Origin of the sequence: Thermoleptolyngbya sp. M55_K2018_002 (assembly GCF_015295965.1) — a bacterium.
GTDB lineage: Bacteria > Cyanobacteriota > Cyanobacteriia > Elainellales > Elainellaceae > Thermoleptolyngbya > Thermoleptolyngbya sichuanensis.
The window spans coordinates 1-16,915 of sequence record NZ_DVEA01000065.1 but is presented as its reverse complement, the minus strand read 5'-3'; the positions used below and the strand labels follow the sequence as shown (position 1 = coordinate 16,915).

At 56.2% G+C, this 16,915-nt stretch carries 16 protein-coding genes; 5 read left to right on the top strand and 11 right to left on the bottom strand.

The annotated features are described in order from the left end of the window. Nucleotides 1–2: 2 nt before the first annotated feature. The 5 genes from IGS51_RS03170 to IGS51_RS03150 form a co-directional block, all read right to left on the bottom strand. Entirely contained in the window at nucleotides 3–287 is a 285-nt protein-coding gene (locus tag IGS51_RS03170) for a DUF3288 family protein (RefSeq protein ID WP_297075794.1), read from the bottom strand. Between the two features lie 176 nt (nucleotides 288–463). Further along, a complete protein-coding gene (locus IGS51_RS03165; RefSeq protein WP_277773069.1) occupies nucleotides 464–1,477 on the bottom strand; it encodes a type I glyceraldehyde-3-phosphate dehydrogenase in 1,014 nt (337 codons plus the stop codon). Nucleotides 1,478–1,682: 205 nt separating this feature from the next. Continuing rightward, nucleotides 1,683–2,345: a hypothetical protein gene (locus tag IGS51_RS03160; protein WP_297075792.1), complete on the bottom strand. Its 663-nt coding sequence runs from the start codon at nucleotides 2,343–2,345 to the stop codon at nucleotides 1,683–1,685. Further along, on the bottom strand, nucleotides 2,346–2,897 hold the full coding sequence (locus IGS51_RS03155) for an Npun_F5560 family protein (RefSeq protein ID WP_297075791.1): 552 nt from the start codon (nucleotides 2,895–2,897) through the stop codon (nucleotides 2,346–2,348). Between the two features lie 134 nt (nucleotides 2,898–3,031). Next, nucleotides 3,032–4,090 (bottom strand): NAD(P)/FAD-dependent oxidoreductase, encoded by a 1,059-nt coding sequence (locus IGS51_RS03150; RefSeq protein ID WP_297075789.1) that lies wholly within the window; start codon nucleotides 4,088–4,090, stop codon nucleotides 3,032–3,034. Between the two features lie 242 nt (nucleotides 4,091–4,332). Between IGS51_RS03150 and IGS51_RS03145 the strand changes: the two genes are divergently transcribed. Continuing rightward, nucleotides 4,333–6,495 (top strand): SulP family inorganic anion transporter, encoded by a 2,163-nt coding sequence (locus IGS51_RS03145; RefSeq protein ID WP_297075786.1) that lies wholly within the window; start codon nucleotides 4,333–4,335, stop codon nucleotides 6,493–6,495. Between the two features lie 205 nt (nucleotides 6,496–6,700). On the opposite strand, the gene rpsF is transcribed toward IGS51_RS03145, so the two are convergent. After that, nucleotides 6,701–7,006: a 30S ribosomal protein S6 gene (gene rpsF / locus IGS51_RS03140; protein WP_216655318.1), complete on the bottom strand. Its 306-nt coding sequence runs from the start codon at nucleotides 7,004–7,006 to the stop codon at nucleotides 6,701–6,703. A 242-nt stretch (nucleotides 7,007–7,248) separates the two neighbouring features. Here rpsF and IGS51_RS03135 point away from each other — a divergent pair, with 242 nt between their 5' ends. Continuing rightward, the gene (locus tag IGS51_RS03135) at nucleotides 7,249–8,046 is read left to right on the top strand and encodes a fumarylacetoacetate hydrolase family protein (protein ID WP_297075779.1); all 798 of its coding nucleotides are present in this window, start codon (nucleotides 7,249–7,251) and stop codon (nucleotides 8,044–8,046) included. A gap of 87 nt (nucleotides 8,047–8,133) precedes the next feature. Here the strand turns inward: IGS51_RS03135 and IGS51_RS03130 are convergent, their stop codons facing one another. From IGS51_RS03130 to IGS51_RS03120, 3 genes are all read right to left on the bottom strand, one after another. Further along, nucleotides 8,134–8,637 carry a Tic20 family protein gene (locus IGS51_RS03130; RefSeq protein ID WP_297075777.1) on the bottom strand — a complete coding sequence of 168 codons (504 nt, stop codon included), beginning with the start codon at nucleotides 8,635–8,637 and terminating at the stop codon, nucleotides 8,134–8,136. 292 nt (nucleotides 8,638–8,929) lie between these two features. After that, nucleotides 8,930–9,337 (bottom strand): gamma-glutamylcyclotransferase, encoded by a 408-nt coding sequence (locus tag IGS51_RS03125; protein WP_297075775.1) that lies wholly within the window; start codon nucleotides 9,335–9,337, stop codon nucleotides 8,930–8,932. A 93-nt stretch (nucleotides 9,338–9,430) separates the two neighbouring features. Continuing rightward, entirely contained in the window at nucleotides 9,431–10,144 is a 714-nt protein-coding gene (locus IGS51_RS03120; RefSeq protein WP_297075772.1) for a GntR family transcriptional regulator, read from the bottom strand. A 385-nt stretch (nucleotides 10,145–10,529) separates the two neighbouring features. Here IGS51_RS03120 and IGS51_RS03115 point away from each other — a divergent pair, with 385 nt between their 5' ends. Both IGS51_RS03115 and IGS51_RS03110 read left to right on the top strand, forming a co-directional pair. Further along, nucleotides 10,530–13,718: a valine--tRNA ligase gene (locus tag IGS51_RS03115; RefSeq protein WP_297075770.1), complete on the top strand. Its 3,189-nt coding sequence runs from the start codon at nucleotides 10,530–10,532 to the stop codon at nucleotides 13,716–13,718. 310 nt (nucleotides 13,719–14,028) lie between these two features. Then, entirely contained in the window at nucleotides 14,029–14,598 is a 570-nt protein-coding gene (locus IGS51_RS03110) for a hypothetical protein (protein WP_297075767.1), read from the top strand. Between the two features lie 45 nt (nucleotides 14,599–14,643). Here IGS51_RS03110 and gmk read toward each other — a convergent pair whose 3' ends face one another. Both gmk and remA read right to left on the bottom strand, forming a co-directional pair. Beyond that, nucleotides 14,644–15,264: a guanylate kinase gene (gmk, locus tag IGS51_RS03105; protein ID WP_297075764.1), complete on the bottom strand. Its 621-nt coding sequence runs from the start codon at nucleotides 15,262–15,264 to the stop codon at nucleotides 14,644–14,646. A gap of 108 nt (nucleotides 15,265–15,372) precedes the next feature. After that, on the bottom strand, nucleotides 15,373–15,633 hold the full coding sequence (gene remA, locus IGS51_RS03100) for an extracellular matrix/biofilm regulator RemA (RefSeq protein WP_068510970.1): 261 nt from the start codon (nucleotides 15,631–15,633) through the stop codon (nucleotides 15,373–15,375). A gap of 533 nt (nucleotides 15,634–16,166) precedes the next feature. On the opposite strand from remA, the gene IGS51_RS03095 reads away from it, so the two are divergent. Continuing rightward, on the top strand, nucleotides 16,167–16,915 hold a 749-nt coding region (locus IGS51_RS03095), incomplete at its 3' end, for an NFACT family protein (RefSeq protein ID WP_297075760.1).

Genomic DNA, 16,915 nt, shown 5'->3' with positions numbered 1-16,915 from the left:
CCCTAGCTCCAATCTTCTCGCTGATTATTGCGCCCTTGATAAATTTGGCTGGTCTGGTGAATTTGTCGCGTTTTCTCAAACAGTTCCTCTTCCGTCAGCCCCCACTGTTGCAGCACTTTGTCCAAATCGGCCTGAATGTCTCTCGCACCCGGAAACCCGTTGTAGCGAATCCGCAGCCGGGCCAGTTCGCTGAGGTTATAGTCCGTTGGGTCGCCGGAGAGGAGCGCGTTGGTAATTTGGCGATCGCCGCTCCACTGGGGATGCTGCTGGTCTTGCTTTTCGGCCATGTGATGTTCTGGACTTTCTGATCTCTTAACAACTCTCTTACAACATTAAAAGCCCCCTCTAGCATAAGGCTGCAACCGAGTTACAGCACTTTTCCAGAGGGGGAAAAGCAGTTCGTTAGCGAGATAACAGGCTTAAAGATGACAGGCTCAGGGCCGATTGCTCACTTAGGCAGGACTCAGGCAGCCCACTTTTGCGCCACAACCTCGGCCAGGTCAACCACGCGCTGGCTATAGCCCCACTCATTGTCGTACCAGGCGATAACCTTCACCATGTCGCCGCCCAGCACCATCGTCAGCTTCGAGTCGATCACAGAGGAGAAGTCTGTGCCGCGATAGTCGCAGGACACCAGTTCTAGCTCACTGTAGCCCAGGATGCCCTTCAGGTCGCCCTCAGACGCATTCTTGAGCGCCTCGTTGACCTGTTCCGCAATCACCTGCTTCTCGACCTGCACCACAAAGTCCACCACGGAGACGTTGGGCGTGGGAACCCGCAGCGCAATCCCATTCAGCTTGCCCGCAACTTCAGGAATGACCAGGGCAACTGCCTTGGCTGCGCCTGTGCTGGTGGGGACGATGTTCAGCGCGGCGGCACGGGCCCGACGCACGTCCCGGTGGCTGGCATCTAGCAAGCGCTGGTCGCCTGTATAGCTGTGGGTGGTGGTCATCGTGCCTTTGATGATGCCAAAGTTGTCATTGATGACCTTCACGATAGGCGCAAGGCAGTTGGTGGTGCAGCTTGCGTTGCTGATGATCGTATGCTTGCTGTGGTCGTAATCTTTTTCATTGACACCGACCACAAAGGTGCCGTCGTCATTTTTCCCCGGCGCAGTGATGAGGACTTTCTTGGCTCCAGCTTCTAGGTGCTTGGAAGCGCCTTCGCGGCTGGTGAAAACACCCGTTGATTCAATGACGAGATCGATACCCCATTCACCCCAGGGCAAGTTGAGGGGGTTGCGATCAGAGACGCACTTAACGACCTTGCCGTTTGCAGTAATGGTGTTTTCATCGGCGCTGATGTCTGCGTTTAGCTTGCCTAGCATCGAGTCATAGGTCAGCAGGTGCGCGTTAGTACGGGGGTCGGAGGTATCGTTAATGGCAACGATTTCAAAATCGCTGTGGGATCTCCCCAGCCAGCAGCGCATGAAGTTCCGCCCAATGCGCCCGAAGCCGTTAATTGCTACTCTAATCACTGCGTCTTGCCCTCTTTACACTAGATATTCGCCAATGTTGAAACAGATCATACACTTTTAAGAGTTCACCACTCAAGGAAATCAGGTCGAGCGCTAAGGCATCAGGGATCAAAACTCTTAAGCGGATCTGCGTCAGAAAACTATCCTGACGACATTTAGTATAGGCATTTATACTTACCCTTTGCAAGGGCGAAACTTATCAGTTCTATAAGATTTTTGCCGATTCGCCTGGGATGCTGAGGTCGAGGAGGGGCTGGTGGCTGAGGCAGAGCCAGTGGGCAGTAAACAGATCGGGCGTTTGAACCGATAGGCTGGCGATCGCCCCTACGGCCGGATAGGGCCAGAGCCGATCAAACACCACGCCCTCGTCGCTCAGCGCAACCTGTAATAAGTAGACAGCGGGGGGCGCATTCAGCCAGTCCAGCAGGCGACAGGCAAGGGCATAGAGGGGCTGGCGCTGGCGATCGCTCAGGTGCTGGGGCTGGCGATATTGTTCTGGGGTGTGGGCAGCGAGGGCGATCGCCTCGCCGTAGAGCGGCCCTTTAGCCGTGAGCGCAATGGGCAGCCAGAGCGAACCATCGCCAGGTTTCACGCCAAAGCGGTCTGCCACCGACTGGCGCAGGCTGTCCACCTGGGCACAGGCGCGAAACACCGATGCACCGGGAAACGCCAGAGCCTCTGGCAGGGCCAGCGTCAGCGGGCAGAAGAGATCCTCCGGGGCTACGACGGGCGGCAGGTCGGCAGGCGCGACGACTCGAACCGTATCGGGGGTGGAACCTGTGGGGCACTGGGCGATGGCCTGCTTCAGTGGGGCGATCGCCTGCTCTGCAAATGGATTGGACTCTGCAACAATCCAGACCTGAGCCACTTAGGCACCGCCATAGGACGAAACCGACACGGGCACGGGCGCACCAGCACGCGGGAAGCTCGGCAGGTCGATCTGCGTAACGCGACGGGTGCGAACGGCCAGGCGATAGCTGACGCTCTGCAACTCGGCGTGGAGGCGGCGGTTTTCCTGCTGAATCTGGGCCACCTTTTCCTTGATCGGCTGCAAGCGCTCCAGATATTTCTGACGATAGATATGGGGCAATTCCTGCACCACCTGCTCCAGCATCCGGGAGCGGTCGGTCAGTTCCTGCACCGACTGGCGCAGTTGATAGACCTCAGTGTCGCGGCTGGCGATCTGCTCTTGATAGAACCCGACCTGCTGCTCGACGGCTTGAAGCTGCTCTCTCAGCACCCGCATCTCGTTTTGATGCCGCTCTGACAGCGCCGCCGAAGGAGCTTGGCTAGACTGACCTTTTACCAGTCGAAATAGCTCTTGCGACAACTGCTGCACAAGCTGGTCGCGCATCTGGAGTTCTTCGCGCAGGTGCGCGACTTCTGCCTGGAGTTCTGGGATCGTTAAAGAATGAGTCATATCACTCCGACTGGCGGTTCGGTGGTTCTAGCAGGAACTGGAAAAGGGCTGAGGGTGAATTGTGGTAAGGGGGGGTGGAGTTTAGATCTTGGATTTTGGGGATTGGTGAAATGGCTGAAGACTGAAGACTAGAGTTAGGAAGCGGCTTCGATGGGTTGGGGGAAGGACTCAGGGGGTAGGGTGTCGGAATCGGGGTCAGAATGGGGTTTGTCTAAATGGGCTTCCCAGCGGCGGGGTGGCGAGGCTCGTCGGATTTCGCGCCAGATGGCGGTCGCAGCTAGCGCACCGTCTGCAACGGCGATCGCCACTTGGTTGATTCCCTCTTTTAGATCTCCCAGCGCAAAAATGCGGGGGTGAGACGTGCGGCACATCCCGTCAGTCACCAAGTTGTTGCCCTTCCATTCCAAGTTCAACCCTTGCAGATATTCGTTGAAATAGTGGGAACCCATTGCGACCAGACCCGTTTCCAGCGGAACCATAGAACCGTCGATTAGCTCAACACCCGTCATCTCGTGATCATGACCGAGGAAGCGCTTAATCGGCAATTCTACTAAAGGATAGCCGTGATCGCGCAACTTTTTACGCATTTCTGCACTCACCTCAAACAAGCCCTGCGTAAACACGGTGATGTAGGGGGTAAACCAGTTCAGCACAAAGGCGGTGTTGATATTGCCTTCGGAGTTGACAAATAGCCCGCAGCGTTTGTCCGCCATTTCGTAGCCGTCGCAAATCATGCAAACGTGCAGGTTATAGCCTGCGTAGTCGTACACGTTTTGCATGTTTTCCAGATGCGGCAAGTGGTCGATGATGCCGCTGGCGGCGATGACATACTTGCTCCGAAATACGGGATATACGCTGTCGGTCTTGCCGACTTTCACTTTCACCGCAAAGGTGTCGCCCTCGTCTGCGACCGATTCCACATAGCCGCGCAGATGGTCTGCACCAAGCGATAGTGCGTGATCTTGCCCCTGTTGCAGCAGGTCGCGGCCGGGTGTGTCGGGTGGTAGCCCCAGATAATTCCGCAAATCCTGCATCCAGAAGGAGCGGCCCCTGCCTTTTTCGACGACTAGGCACGAGAGGCGATAGCGCTGAAGATAAATCGCTGCGGAAAGCCCCCCCGCGCCGCCGCCCACAATGATGACATCGTAAACGTGATTGAGGCGATCGCCCAGGTTCTTTTTACTCAGCTTCATGGCGTATTGGGGTACAAGATGGGCAGGGCGTTTAGCGGCTTGCAATCCTGCATTTTGGCCACAGTCTAAGCCCAGCAAAATAAGCCTAGCAAGAATTTCAGGGATCGGTTGGAGATTCTCCCGTTTTTCGGGCAGGCGGAGTATAATCCCTGCAACCCGACTTACTTTTTTTGCGGCGGAACCTGATGAATCCCCTGCTTGAACGGCTCAGGACGATGCCGATGCAAGTCCTTGTGTCTGAGATGACCGCGGGACTGTTGATGGGGCTGGTGCTAACTACGGATGCGATCGCCGTTGGGCTGATCTTGATGGCGGGCTTGCCCTCTGGGGCGCAGAGTGTTGGCATTTTGATGGCGCTCTTGAGTACGGCGGTGACGGGGGTGGTGGTGACGCTGGGCAGCAGGCTCCCGATTGCGGTTGTGGGCCCGTCTGTGGAGGCGGCGGCTATTCTGTCCGTCGCAGCAGGCGCAATCCATCGAGAACTATCGCAATCAGGAGCCAGTGGCTCTAGTCTGCCGACGGTGTGGGCGCTGGTGGGTCTGAGCAGTGTGCTGACAGGACTCGCGCTTTGGAGCATTGGTCGGTTTCGGTGGAGCCGATTTTTGCAATTTGTTCCCTATCCCGTTCTGGGTGGCTTTTTGGCAGGGATTGGCTGGCTGGTGGTGCAGGTGGGTTTTAGCCTAGTTGCCAACGGTGCAGAGGGGATGGATTTGGTGCATCAAGTCCTTCAGTCAGAGATCCTGCTCAAGCTATTGCCAGGGCTGGGGCTGATGGCTGTGCTGATGGCGTTGGAACGGTGGTTCGACCATTTTTTGGTGCTGCCGCTCTGTTTGTTGGGGGCGATCGCCCTCTCGCACGGGGTTCGGCTGGGGCTGGGCGTTCCTCTGGAAGTGGCGATCACCGACGGTTGGTTTCTCTCTCCGCTCCGGGATAGCTTTGTGATCCAGAACGTCGAGGGAAATTTTTTCAGCCAGATCCATCTGCCGACCCTAATGCAACACAGTGGAGCGCTGGTCGGCATCGTGCTGCTGGTGCCGCTGGTGCTGATGTTTGAGGCGGTTGGCATTGAACTTGCGCTCAAGCAAGAAACCAACATTGACCAAACCTTGAAGCTCAACGGCATCGCCAATATGCTCATTGGGCTGGGTGGCGGATCGCTCTCGCATCTTGACCTGGCCAACACGCTGATTCATCAAAAATCGGGCGCGACCTTGCGACTTGCGGGACTCGTTGCAGCGGGATGCATCCTGCTTGCCCTGCTGTCCAGAAATCTGCTGGCTTACCTGCCGACATTTGTGGTCTTCTCGCTGACGGTTCTCGCTGGACTGGATTTATTAGTGGAATGGCTCTATCAAAGCTGGTTTCGCCTATCTCGAATGGAATACGGGCTGGTTTTCGGAATTTTTCTAGTCATTTCAGCAGTCGATTTTTTGCCGGGTATTGGCCTGGGCATTTTGGCGGCCTGCGTCGTCTTTGTCGTCAACTACAGCCGCGTTCAGGCAGAGCGCTATCGGCTTTCTGGCGCAGATCATCCCAGCAGCGTGCAGCGATCGCCCGTGCTTCAGCAAATCCTGCAAGCCGAAGGCAAACAGATCGAAATTTTGCGGCTCCAGGGATATCTGTTCTTTGGCACCACTACCCAATTTCTGTCGCAAGTGCGCCAACGCGCAGATGATCCTGACCTAATGCCGCTGCGGTTTTTGGTGCTGGATTTTCGCCGGGTCAGCGGCATGGATTCTTCCGCAGCCCTGAGCTTTGTCAAGCTCCGGCAGATGGCTATTCAGCACTCGTTTCAGCTTGTGTTTTCAGAGGTGCGATCGCCCCTAGAACGCCAACTCCGGCAGGGAGGGTGTTTAGAAGAAGAAGACTCGGTTTGTCATCTCTTTGCCGAACTCGATCGCGGCGTAGAATGGTGCGAAAATCAGATCCTGCTGACGATTCCTCTCCGAAGACAGCGATCGCTGCCGCTGGCGCTCCAGTTGCAAAATTGGTTTCCCCATCTCGATGACGCTTCGGCCCTGATGGATTACTTGGAAGAGATTTCCGGCGAGGTTGGCTACCTGCTATTTCGCCACGGCGATGCGCCAGATGGACTTTTTTTCATAGAAAGCGGGCAGATCAGCATCATTTTGGAACTGGCTGATGGCACCACCCAGCGGCTCCAGACCGTGGGCGCGGGGAATATTGTAGGAGAGCGATCGCTCTATGCCCGCATACCCCACACCAGTTCTGCGGTGGCTGAAAAGCCCTGCACACTGTACTGGCTATCTGCCCAGGCACTCGGACGGATGGAGAACGAAGCTCCGACGCTGGCGGCCGCGTTTCACCGATTTGTTCTCCATCGGCTCACAGAGCAGTTGATTCATCGCGAACAAACGCTGAAGCAGTTGCTAGAGGATGCCTAGCGCTAGAAATCAAGGAGCAGGATTTCAGACAGTCCGAACTGACGCATCCGAACTGACGCAGAGGAAGCCAGGGCGGCCGGGTATTTTTTAGCCTGCTTCAAGGGGTTTGCTCTAGGGCTTTAAAGCATCAATCCCTGCAAAGTAGCGGACTTCACAGGGATCATCTACAGCCAAATTTGCGCGTTGATTCAGCCTGGTGGAACCGCTAGGCTGGCTCCTTTGCAGCAGGCTCTTCAACGCGGATGGTGAGATAGCGGATTACGTCTTCGCTGAGGCGCATGGCCCGCTCCATCGTGGCGACTGCATTGCCGCTGGCGACGTAGTTCATCTGGATATATACGCCTTCGCGATGCTTGCCGATGTCGTAGGCGAGGCGGCGCTTGCCCCGATGCTGGGTGTCGATGTCAGTTGCGCCCTGGTCTTTCAGGATGGTTTGGTATTTGGCGATCGCCGCATCGGTCTGGTCATCCCCCAGGTCAGGCCGGAGGATGTACATCGTTTCGTAATTCATGGGTTTAAGGAGTCTCCTTGTGGACAGACGGCCTCTAGAGGCAGATGCGCTGAGCGAACGAACGTCAGGACGACGGCCCTTGAAGAAACCCATGCCCTTGGCGATCGCCCTAGTGGTTCAGGCAGGTCTTGCCGGACAATGGGTAAGTCTACGCCTTGCGGCCGCTCGTTCAATCGGGCATTCTGGCTTAGAAGCAAGGAAATACAATTCTATCACTCATTCCCTGGATTTCAGTTTTTGCTATGGCGCAACGCTACGTTCGGGTTCAAACCACCTCCGGTCAGCTCTACTACGGCATTTTGCAGCTCAACCGCCAGGTGCAGGTGCTGGATGCGCCGCCGTGGCTGGAGGGGCAGTTGACCGATCTGCTGATTGAGCCGGATAGCTATCGGCTGTTGGCCCCCTGCGTGCCGTCAAAAATCATCGCCGTGGGCAAAAACTACGCCAAGCACGCTGCCGAAATGGGCACCGAAGCCCCGAAAGAGCCGCTGCTGTTTCTCAAGCCCTCAACGACGCTGATTGCAATGGGCGACCCAATTTTCTATCCGCCCCAGTCGGAGCGGGTGGACTATGAAGGCGAACTGGCGCTGGTGATTGGCGATCGCTGCTGTGATTGCTCCCCCGAAACTGCCCAGAACAAGATTTGGGGCTACACCATTGCCAACGATGTCACCGCCCGCGACTTGCAAAAAAAAGACGGTCAGTGGACTCGCGCCAAAGGCTTTGATACCTTTTGTCCGCTGGGCCCGTGGATCGTGCGAGAACTGAACCCCAGCGCCCGCCTGCAAACTTTTTTGAACGATAGCCCCAAGCCTGTGCAGTCGGCGCTGATTAGCGAAATGACCTTTGCGCCAGAGGTGCTGGTGTCCTACATCAGCCAAGTAATGACGCTGCTGCCGGGGGACGTGGTGCTGACGGGCACGCCGGAAGGGATTGGGCCTGTGCAAGTGGGCGATCGCATTCGGGTGGAAATCGAGGGCATTGGCGCACTAGAAAACGTGATTGCCGCCAGAAATGAGGAGTCGGTGGCGATCGCCTGACCCCCGCTGGCTCAACTGCCCTCAATGCTTAGCAGCTTTTCAATACAGATCTAGGCTAGCCCGCTGACAGCAAGGTGGTCCGGAAAGCTAGTACACATGCATTTTTGCCGCATCAGAAATCGTCGGAATCTCGGCATAGCGGCCCAGCGCCGACTGCACAATCGCATAGATGCAGAGGATAAATGCCCCCAAAAACAGCGCCGTAAAGAGGCTCTGCACAAACAGCGGCGGCAGCACCTCAGAGATTGGACTGATCACCAGCGCAAACAGGCTCAGTGCAATGCCAATCAGGATAGATTGCATCGTGTTGAACCGGATGAAATGAGAAATGCTTTCGTTGCGGACGACCAGAAAATACAGCGCCAGGAAGACCAGGAATCCACCAATGCCAAACCCGCCAAACGAAAAGATGCCCGTTACCAGACTATAGGCAAAGGCGAAGGGAGCCAGCGGCAGCAGCAGGGGTTGCAGCATCGGAAACTCTCTCAGCAGCCCCATCCCAAAGGGCAGCGCCTCCAGCATCGGCAGGATGTAGGGAAGGCAGGCAAACAGGCGATCGAGCGGGCCAGCAGAGGATGTGCGCCAGGACATAGGTTGAACTCTCCGATGGTCGTCTTGATGGGTGACTTGCGATGGGTGACTCGCGATGAGTGTCTGTATTAGGCGTGTGCAACGGGCACTGGTAAAACATTGCTTAAAACATTGCTTAAAACATTGCCTAAAACATTGCCCAGACTCTAGCGATGGAAGCTGTAGGGCAATGAGAACTACTCCAGTGTAAGGCACACGCCTAAAATCGCGCAGCTTGGGGTGAATCACGCACTTTATTCGCGCCGCCCACCCGACGGTCTTGACCTGTGTCCGCCCCGTTTCGATGAGCCGCTTAGCTGCTGGCGGATGCGGTGGCCGCCTTATAAGCAATCCAGCCGCCGTAGTGCGACACGTCTTCCCAGCCGTACTGTTCTACTAGTTCTCTGGGGTAGAGGAAGGCAGTCACTACGCTGCCGTCTTCCAGGTACACGTCTTTGGGGTGCATATTGGGCGGCTCGTTGCTAGCCAGGTAGTCGAACTGTTCGGCCGTCATCTCGTACACTTCGCCCGGAATCGAGATGCCGCCCTCTTCGACGGGATAAATGCCAGGATGCCAGCCGTTTTGCACCGAATGCAGACGATACATGGGCTTAGTTTTGGCTTCCCGCACAAACGTAGCGGATTGCAGGTTGCCGTGGTCGGGCTGGCCGCGTAGGGCAGAGCCGCAGATAAAGACGTAGCGAGTCGTGGCTTCGGTCATAGCAGTTGGATAGGACGTGGATGGAACAATGGATGGATAGAGCAAAATCTCACATCATCTCATCATGGCATTATCGTGCTATCCCTTATCACTTCATCCGTCTACGCCGTGCTGCAAGTTCTCTACTTCTTGTGTCACGCGGGCTTGGCTGGCGATCAGGTGAGTCCGAATGGCAGCAACGGCGGCGCTGATGTCGGCCTCAGAGCGCGATCGCCAGCCCGTCTGAATCGTCTCAAAGATCTGCCGATGCTCCTGCCGAATTTCCAGGACGCGGGGATTGCGGCGCGTCGTTTGCACCCGCAGCAGCGCCATCTTGTCAAACACCTGATCCAGCAGCGACACCAGCCAGCGATTGCCAGAGCTTTCGGCAATCAGCCGATGAAACCGATAGTCCAGATCGAGCATTGCGGGGCTGTATTCGGTCTGGGACTTGCTCAGGGTTTCGGACTGGGTCACCAACTGTTCGAGCGATCGCACTTGCTCTGGTGTGGCGTGTTGGCAGGCTCCCTGGACAGCAAACTGCTCCAGCGCCAGCCGACAGTCATAAAGCTGAATTACGTCTTCGACCGACAGCGAGGCCACCCGCAGCCCACCACTGCTGTCGGCCGTGACCAGCGTGTCCCGCTGAAGCTGACGCATCGCCTCGCGAATCGGCGTGCGGCTGACCTGGAGTCGCTCGGCAAGCTGCGTTTCTACTAGCCGCTGTCCAGGAGCCAGATCTCCAGACAAAATGCTGGCCCGCAGCGCCTCGTAGGTCTGCTCGTAGAGGGATTTACTACGTTGAACCGAAAGGGAAGAGAGGGTCAAAACGAGAAGATCCTTCGCGTTAAATCAGTAAATAAGTAATGAGTCAATAGTCGAATGTTGAATTAAGTTCAGGGTTTAGGCTACTTCGCCCAGATGCAGCTTACAGCAGCCCTACTCAAAACTACCCTGATTGAGCAAGGACAGCGGAAGAAGACGCTTAAAGATTGCAAGTTTAGGCAGCCTTTAGCATGGCAATGACATAGACCTCAGGGTCGTCTAAACCATGTGCCCTGTATGCAGTGTACACGCAGACTCGATTTGCATCCAGCCTCCCGCAGAGTTGGAGACGTGTCTAACCCTTCACGCCCATCCCCAAACTCTGACATCTAACTGCAAAATTCTTGTAACGTGGTAAGGAGTAATCCAGCCAAATTCTGCGCCAGTCATGACTGCGACTATCCCCAACTTGCCCAGCCAATACGACGCTGCGATCGCCGAACCCAAATGGCAACGATATTGGGAAGAGCGGCAAGTTTTCAAAGCAGACCCCAACGCTCCGGGCGAGCCGTATTGCATTGTGATTCCGCCGCCCAACGTGACGGGCAGCCTGCATATGGGCCATGCGTTTGAACACGCGCTGATCGATGTTCTGGTGCGCTATCACCGCATGATCGGCCGCAACACGCTCTGGCTCCCCGGCACCGACCACGCCAGCATCGCCGTGCAAACGCTTTTGGAAAAGGAACTGCGGCAGCAGGGCAAAACTCGCTACGATGTGGGGCGCGAGGCATTCCTCAAACGCGCCTGGGAATGGAAAGAAGAATCCGGCGGCACCATCGTCGGTCAGCTTCGTCGCCTGGGGCTGTCGGTAGACTGGAGCCGCGAGCGCTTCACGATGGATGAGGGGCTGTCTAGGGCGGTGCTGCATTCCTTCAAGCAGCTTTATGACGAGGGCTTGATCTATCGCGGGCAGTATATGGTGAACTGGTGCCCCGCCAGCCAGTCTGCGGTGTCGGATCTGGAGGTGGAAAACCAGGAGGTGAACGGCCACCTCTGGCACTTCCGCTATCCGCTGACGGATGGGTCTGGCTTTGTCGAAGTGGCGACGACGCGCCCGGAGACGATGCTGGGTGATACGGCGGTGGCGGTGAATCCAGGAGACACGCGCTATCAGCATCTCCTTGGCAAGACGATTCGCCTGCCCATTACCGGACGCGAAATTCCCATCATTGCCGACGACTACGTGGATGCCAGCTTTGGCACAGGTGCGGTGAAGATTACGCCTGCCCACGACCCCGACGACTTTGAAATGGGCAAGCGCCACAACCTGCCGTTCATCAACGTGATGAACAAAGACGGCACGATGAACGAAGTTGCCGGGCCATTCCAGGGACTCGACCGCTTCGAGGCCCGCAAGCAGGTGGTGCAGCGGCTCCAGGATGAGGGTTTTCTGGTCAAGGTTGAGGACTACAAGACCACTGTGCCCTATAGCGATCGCGGCAAAGTGCCCATCGAGCCGCTGCTTTCGACCCAGTGGTTTGTGAAAATTCGCCCCCTGGCCGATGCAGCGCTGGATCGCTTGGATAACTACAACGAACCGGAATTTATCCCCGAACGCTGGAAGAAAGTCTATCGCGACTGGCTGGTGAGCCTGCGCGACTGGTGCATCTCGCGGCAGCTTTGGTGGGGGCATCAGATTCCTGCTTACTACGCTGTTAGCGAGACGGGCGGCGAGATTACGGACGATACGCCCTTTGTGGTGGCGATGTCGGAAGATGAAGCGCGATCGCACCTGTTGGCCCGCTACGGCGATAGCGTGCAGATTCAGCAAGATCCCGACGTACTCGACACTTGGTTCTCTTCGGGACTCTGGCCCTTTTCTACGATGGGCTGGCCGGATCAGACAACTGACTTGGCGACCTACTATCCCACGACAACGCTCGTCACAGGGTTCGACATTATCTTCTTCTGGGTCGCCCGCATGACCATGATGGCGCAGCACTTTACGGGCAAAATGCCGTTCCAGTATGTCTACATTCACGGGCTGGTGCGGGACGAAAACAACAAGAAAATGTCGAAGTCGGCCAACAACGGCATCGACCCGCTGCTGCTCATTAACAAGTACGGCACCGACGCGCTGCGCTACACGCTGGTCAAAGAGGTTGTGGGTGCGGGGCAAGACATTCGCCTGGAATATAACCGCAAGACCGACGAATCGCCCTCAGTGGAGGCCTCGCGCAACTTTACCAACAAGCTGTGGAATGCCTCTCGGTTCGTGATGATGAACCTGGACGGACAAACCCCCGCGCAACTGGGGGAACCGGGATCAGAAGGGCTGGAGATGAGCGATCGCTGGATTCTCTCCCGCTATCACCAGACAATTCAGCAGACCCGTCACCAAATCGACAATTTTGGCCTGGGCGAAGCGGCGAAGGGGCTGTACGAGTTCATCTGGGGAGACTTTTGCGACTGGTATATTGAGCTAGTCAAGTCGCGGCTTCAGGATACCAGCGCGGGCGATCGCCGTCGTGCGGCTCAGCAAACCCTGGCCACGGTGCTAGAGGGGACGCTGCGCCTGCTGCACCCGTTTATGCCGCATGTTACCGAGGAAATTTGGCACACGCTGACGCAAACGGGCGAAGAGGCAACTTTGGCGCTCCAGCCCTATCCCGTAGCCGATCCTCAGCGCATCAACTCCAATTTGGAGGATCAGTTTGGGCTGATCTTCGACACCATTCGCACGGTGCGGAACCTGCGGGCCGAGGCAGACATCAAACCGGGTGTGAAGATTCGCACCGTCTTGCAAACGGACAACGCCCAGGAACGAGCCATTCTCACTGCGGGGCAGACCTATATTAAAGATTTGGCAAAGATTGAGAGCCTGTCTATTCCAGAACCCGTGTCCGTGCCGACTCCGCCCTCGCTGCCTGCACCCAACGAGTTTGAGGCAGAGGCACTGCATCTGGCTCAAGAAGCCGCCGAAGCGGCCTACAAAGCGGTCGAAGGTGTGAACTTTGGCTCTCTGGAGCGCTATCGCAAGCTGATTGTAACGCTGGGGCTGGTGGTGGCGCTGGTGCTGGTGTCGCGGACGCTGCTGGCGACGGTGCATTCGCTGAATGGGCTGATTTTGGTCACGCCGCTGCTGAAACTGCTGGGCTTTGGATACACGATCTGGTTTGCCATCCGCTATCTCTCGACTTCTCAGAAGCGCCGTGAGTTTGGGGAGTTGGTTAATCGAGTGGTGACGGATATTCTGGGCGAAGCGTCGCCTTCTGATGCTACGCCGACGATGCCCAAAATTCCGTCGCCGCAATCGACAAAGCCTGTGCCTGTGCCCCAGGTGCAGGAAGTGCCGACTCCGCCTGGGGGAACGCCGCAGGCGATGGTGGGCGTGGTGCGGACGGTGCAGGTGTCGGTGCCGCTGGCGGGTGTGGTGGACGTTGCTGCCCTGCGAGCTAAGCTGGAGAAGGATCTGGCCAAGACCACGGCAGAAGCTGAAAGCCTGCGATCGCGCTTGAGCAATGCCAACTTTGTCGATCGCGCTCCGGCAGAGGTGGTTCAGGGTGTGCGGGATGCTTTGGCAGAGGCGGAAACACAGGCTGCTATTCTGCGCGATCGCCTCTCCCGACTTTAGGACTCTCCCGACTTTAGGCTAGAGTCCTGATAGGCTGCCTGTGGCTTTGTATCTAGGGGTGATGTTGGCTTTGCTATGCAACTTGCTGGATGTACTATCTGGATGTACTATCCATTGCCTCATATCCATTGATTGATAGTCTTTGTAGTGGATAGATAGTTGATAGTCTTTGTAGTCTTTGACACTATGTACTGTGACAGTTCAGAATCTTCATGCAATTCGGCTGCGATCGCCTTAGACTCTGAGCAGGGCCAGCGGTATACTTAACTCTTAAGGATTCACAAATCTTCTCAATCACGGCTCGATTCTGATGCTCTACCTGGCTCAGGTGACAACGCGAGATTCTGAAGGGAAGGCGGGACTGAAGTTGCTTGCCCAAAAGCGTGCTGACTACGTATGGGCAGTGTGTGAGTCCGGAGATATTGTGTGGGCCGAAGCATCCGAACGTTATGCAACAGGCATGTTGGTTCTCGTGGAGCTAAGCAGCTCGATGAAGATCAAGCAGGTGCAGGATGCAAAAGATTGGGTTTTGGAAATTGTGCAGGATTATCTGACCGCCGGGGTTTCACCCGCGCTGCTCCACGAAGAAGCGCAGAGAGCCGAGCAGTGGCGGCAATCTTACACCATGAAAGAGCAAGAGATTGGACGGCGGGCGCTAGAAGTTGAGGCCTGGCGGGATCAGATCCAGGAGTTGGAGGAAAATCTAAAGCGCGAAAAAAAGCAGATTGAGATGATGGCAAACGCGCTACGCCTCAATGCAGATGCTAGCGCAGGCTCTCATGCTGAGGAGTCCATTGCGGCTGCTCCTGTGAGCCACAACCACAGCGCGGGCAAAGATGCTCCAGTGCAAAGCCCTTCAGAAGAATCGCAGCCTGTCTAGAATCCCTGGTTTGCTTTAGAAGATGGAGCCGCTGATCGCCAGTCCTCAAGGCGTTTTGACCTTTTCGCTGAGGGCGATCGCTGGATCTGGCAGGGTATCTGCGGTTGGGAATAGAATTCGCTCAATGCGGTCTAGGGCTAGACCCAGATCATCGTTGACGACCTGCACATCAAACTCGTCAGCCGCATTGATTTCGGCGCGGGCCCGCTCTAGCCGACGGGCGATCGCCTCTTCCGAATCTTGCCCCCGACCCCTCAAGCGATGCTCTAGCTCATGCAGCGAAGGCGGCAGCACAAAAATCCGCAGCGCCTCCGGGAAGGTGTCCCGAATTTGCCGTGCCCCTTCTAGCTCAATTTCTAAAATGACCCACTTCCCCTCCTGAACTGCGGCCTCCACAGGACGACGGGGCGTGCCGTAGCAGTTGCCTGCAAACTCAGCCCACTCCAGCAGTTCCCCCTGGTCAACTAGCGCCTGAAACTCGGCACGACTCAGAAAAAAGTAGTGCTGGCCATCAACCTCTCCGGGACGCGGCGCACGAGTCGTCGCTGAAATCGAGAGATAAAGCTCAGGATGCCGTGTCATCAAGGCTTTCAAGAGCGTGCCCTTGCCAACCCCGCTCGGCCCAGTTAGGACAATTAGCCTGCCACTTGACCAACGCTCTTGCATGTAACAACTGCAACCAAAATCTTTAGGATCTTCATTCTACATGCAGTTGAAGATCTGATCAGTCTTGATATCAGCCGCCTCTTGCGCTGCGTCTGTTCGGAGGTAGGGCTAGTCATCACTGTTGTCTTTGCTCACCATGAAGCGGTTGGCGACTGTTTCAGGCTGAATCGCTGACAACACCACATGTCCAGAATCAGTCACAATGACAGCACGAGTGCGACGACCATAGGTGGCATCAATTAACTGTCCGCGATCGCGGGCATCGCTGATGATACGCTTGATGGGGGCTGACTCGGGGCTGACAATGGCAATCACCCGATTTGCAGACACGATATTCCCGAAGCCGATATTGATGAGCCGGATGTCCATACGAATCCATGCGGAGTAGAAAGTGGGCAGAACTGATGCGTGAAATCTGGATATCACCCCAAAGCGGGCGGCACCTTGGCCGCCTCCCAGAGAGCAATACGTCTAGTGACTTTCAAATAGTTCTTGGGTTAGTGATGCACTCGGTAGGAATCCTCAAAGTGCCTAGTTCTAGAAGTTACAGTTGCCACCCCAGATTCAAAATTAATGGTAATCATTCTGACCAATAATAGGATGTTTTACGTACATATTTTCAATTTGTTAAAGCCAAATCCAGGGCTGATTTTTCGTAATTTTGTAACTTAGGACTTACCCATGATTTCTGTGTAGCATGTACCTTGACTTGCCTTGCTTCACCCAATTGGGTGAGATTTTTTGCAACAGTGTGAATGTTAGAGAAAAAACCGCCAACTATGCTAAGAAAGTCCGCCATTTCTAAGAAAATCTAGTATTTCTTCGTATAAGAAATAGATTTCAGGAAAGCGGTGAATGCGGATTTTCATAGAAAGAAAAGAAGTAGATCTCCAGAAAAATCTGTGCAACCCGTTGACTACACGACTCTGATGGCGGCCTGCGCTGAACTGCGAGGGACCTGGCTCCCGGCTCGGCTGGAGCAGGTTGTGCAGCGCGATCGCCACACGATTGCCCTCTGCCTCCGCACGCTCGATCGGCGCGGCTGGCTTACGCTTTCCTGGCATCCGCAAGCGGCCAGAGTGTGCATCGACCCGCCGCCGCCCAAAGGCCCCGACACCTTCACCTTTAGTCAACAACTGCGGCATCAGCTTAGCGGACTGGCGCTGGTTGCGATAGAGGCGATCGCCCCCTGGGAGCGGGTGCTGGATTTTCAGTTTGCCCGACGACCCGGCGACCCTGCCCTATGGCATCTCTATGTGGAGATCATGGGCAAATACAGCAACGTAGTGTTAACGAATGCCGACAATCAAATCGTTACCGTGGCGCATCAGGTTAGCGCTCAGCAGTCCAGCGTGCGCCCAGTGCTGACGGGACAGCCCTACGAGTTTCCCCCCGGCTTGACCGAATCGATGCCCAGCCTGGAGGAGCCGCTCGATCGCTGGCAGGAGCGGGTGGCGCTGATTCCTGGCCCGCTCAAGCGCAACTTGCTGAAGGCCTATCGCGGGCTGAGTTCGGCGCTGGTGCTGCGGCTGATTGCGGCGGCAGGACTCGATCCGGAGCGCCAGACAGATTCGCTGAGCCTGGCGGAGTGGGAACGGTTGGGCGATCGCTGGCGGGCGTGGCTGACGGCGCTGCAAACCGACCAGTTTTC

Bases quoted from the DNA above. Each gene is read 5' to 3' on its own strand.
- IGS51_RS03170 (WP_297075794.1), bottom strand. From the start codon at position 287: ATGGCCGAAAAGCAAGACCAGCAGCATCCCCAGTGGAGCGGCGATCGC.
- IGS51_RS03155 (WP_297075791.1), bottom strand. From the start codon at position 2,897: ATGACTCATTCTTTAACGATCCCAGAACTCCAGGCAGAAGTCGCGCAC.
- IGS51_RS03150 (WP_297075789.1), bottom strand. From the start codon at position 4,090: ATGAAGCTGAGTAAAAAGAACCTGGGCGATCGCCTCAATCACGTTTAC.
- IGS51_RS03145 (WP_297075786.1), top strand. From the start codon at position 4,333: ATGACCGCGGGACTGTTGATGGGGCTGGTGCTAACTACGGATGCGATC.
- rpsF (WP_216655318.1), bottom strand. From the start codon at position 7,006: ATGAATTACGAAACGATGTACATCCTCCGGCCTGACCTGGGGGATGAC.
- IGS51_RS03135 (WP_297075779.1), top strand. From the start codon at position 7,249: ATGGCGCAACGCTACGTTCGGGTTCAAACCACCTCCGGTCAGCTCTAC.
- IGS51_RS03130 (WP_297075777.1), bottom strand. From the start codon at position 8,637: ATGTCCTGGCGCACATCCTCTGCTGGCCCGCTCGATCGCCTGTTTGCC.
- IGS51_RS03125 (WP_297075775.1), bottom strand. From the start codon at position 9,337: ATGACCGAAGCCACGACTCGCTACGTCTTTATCTGCGGCTCTGCCCTA.
- IGS51_RS03115 (WP_297075770.1), top strand. From the start codon at position 10,530: ATGACTGCGACTATCCCCAACTTGCCCAGCCAATACGACGCTGCGATC.
- IGS51_RS03110 (WP_297075767.1), top strand. From the start codon at position 14,029: ATGCTCTACCTGGCTCAGGTGACAACGCGAGATTCTGAAGGGAAGGCG.
- gmk (WP_297075764.1), bottom strand. From the start codon at position 15,264: ATGCAAGAGCGTTGGTCAAGTGGCAGGCTAATTGTCCTAACTGGGCCG.
- remA (WP_068510970.1), bottom strand. From the start codon at position 15,633: ATGGACATCCGGCTCATCAATATCGGCTTCGGGAATATCGTGTCTGCA.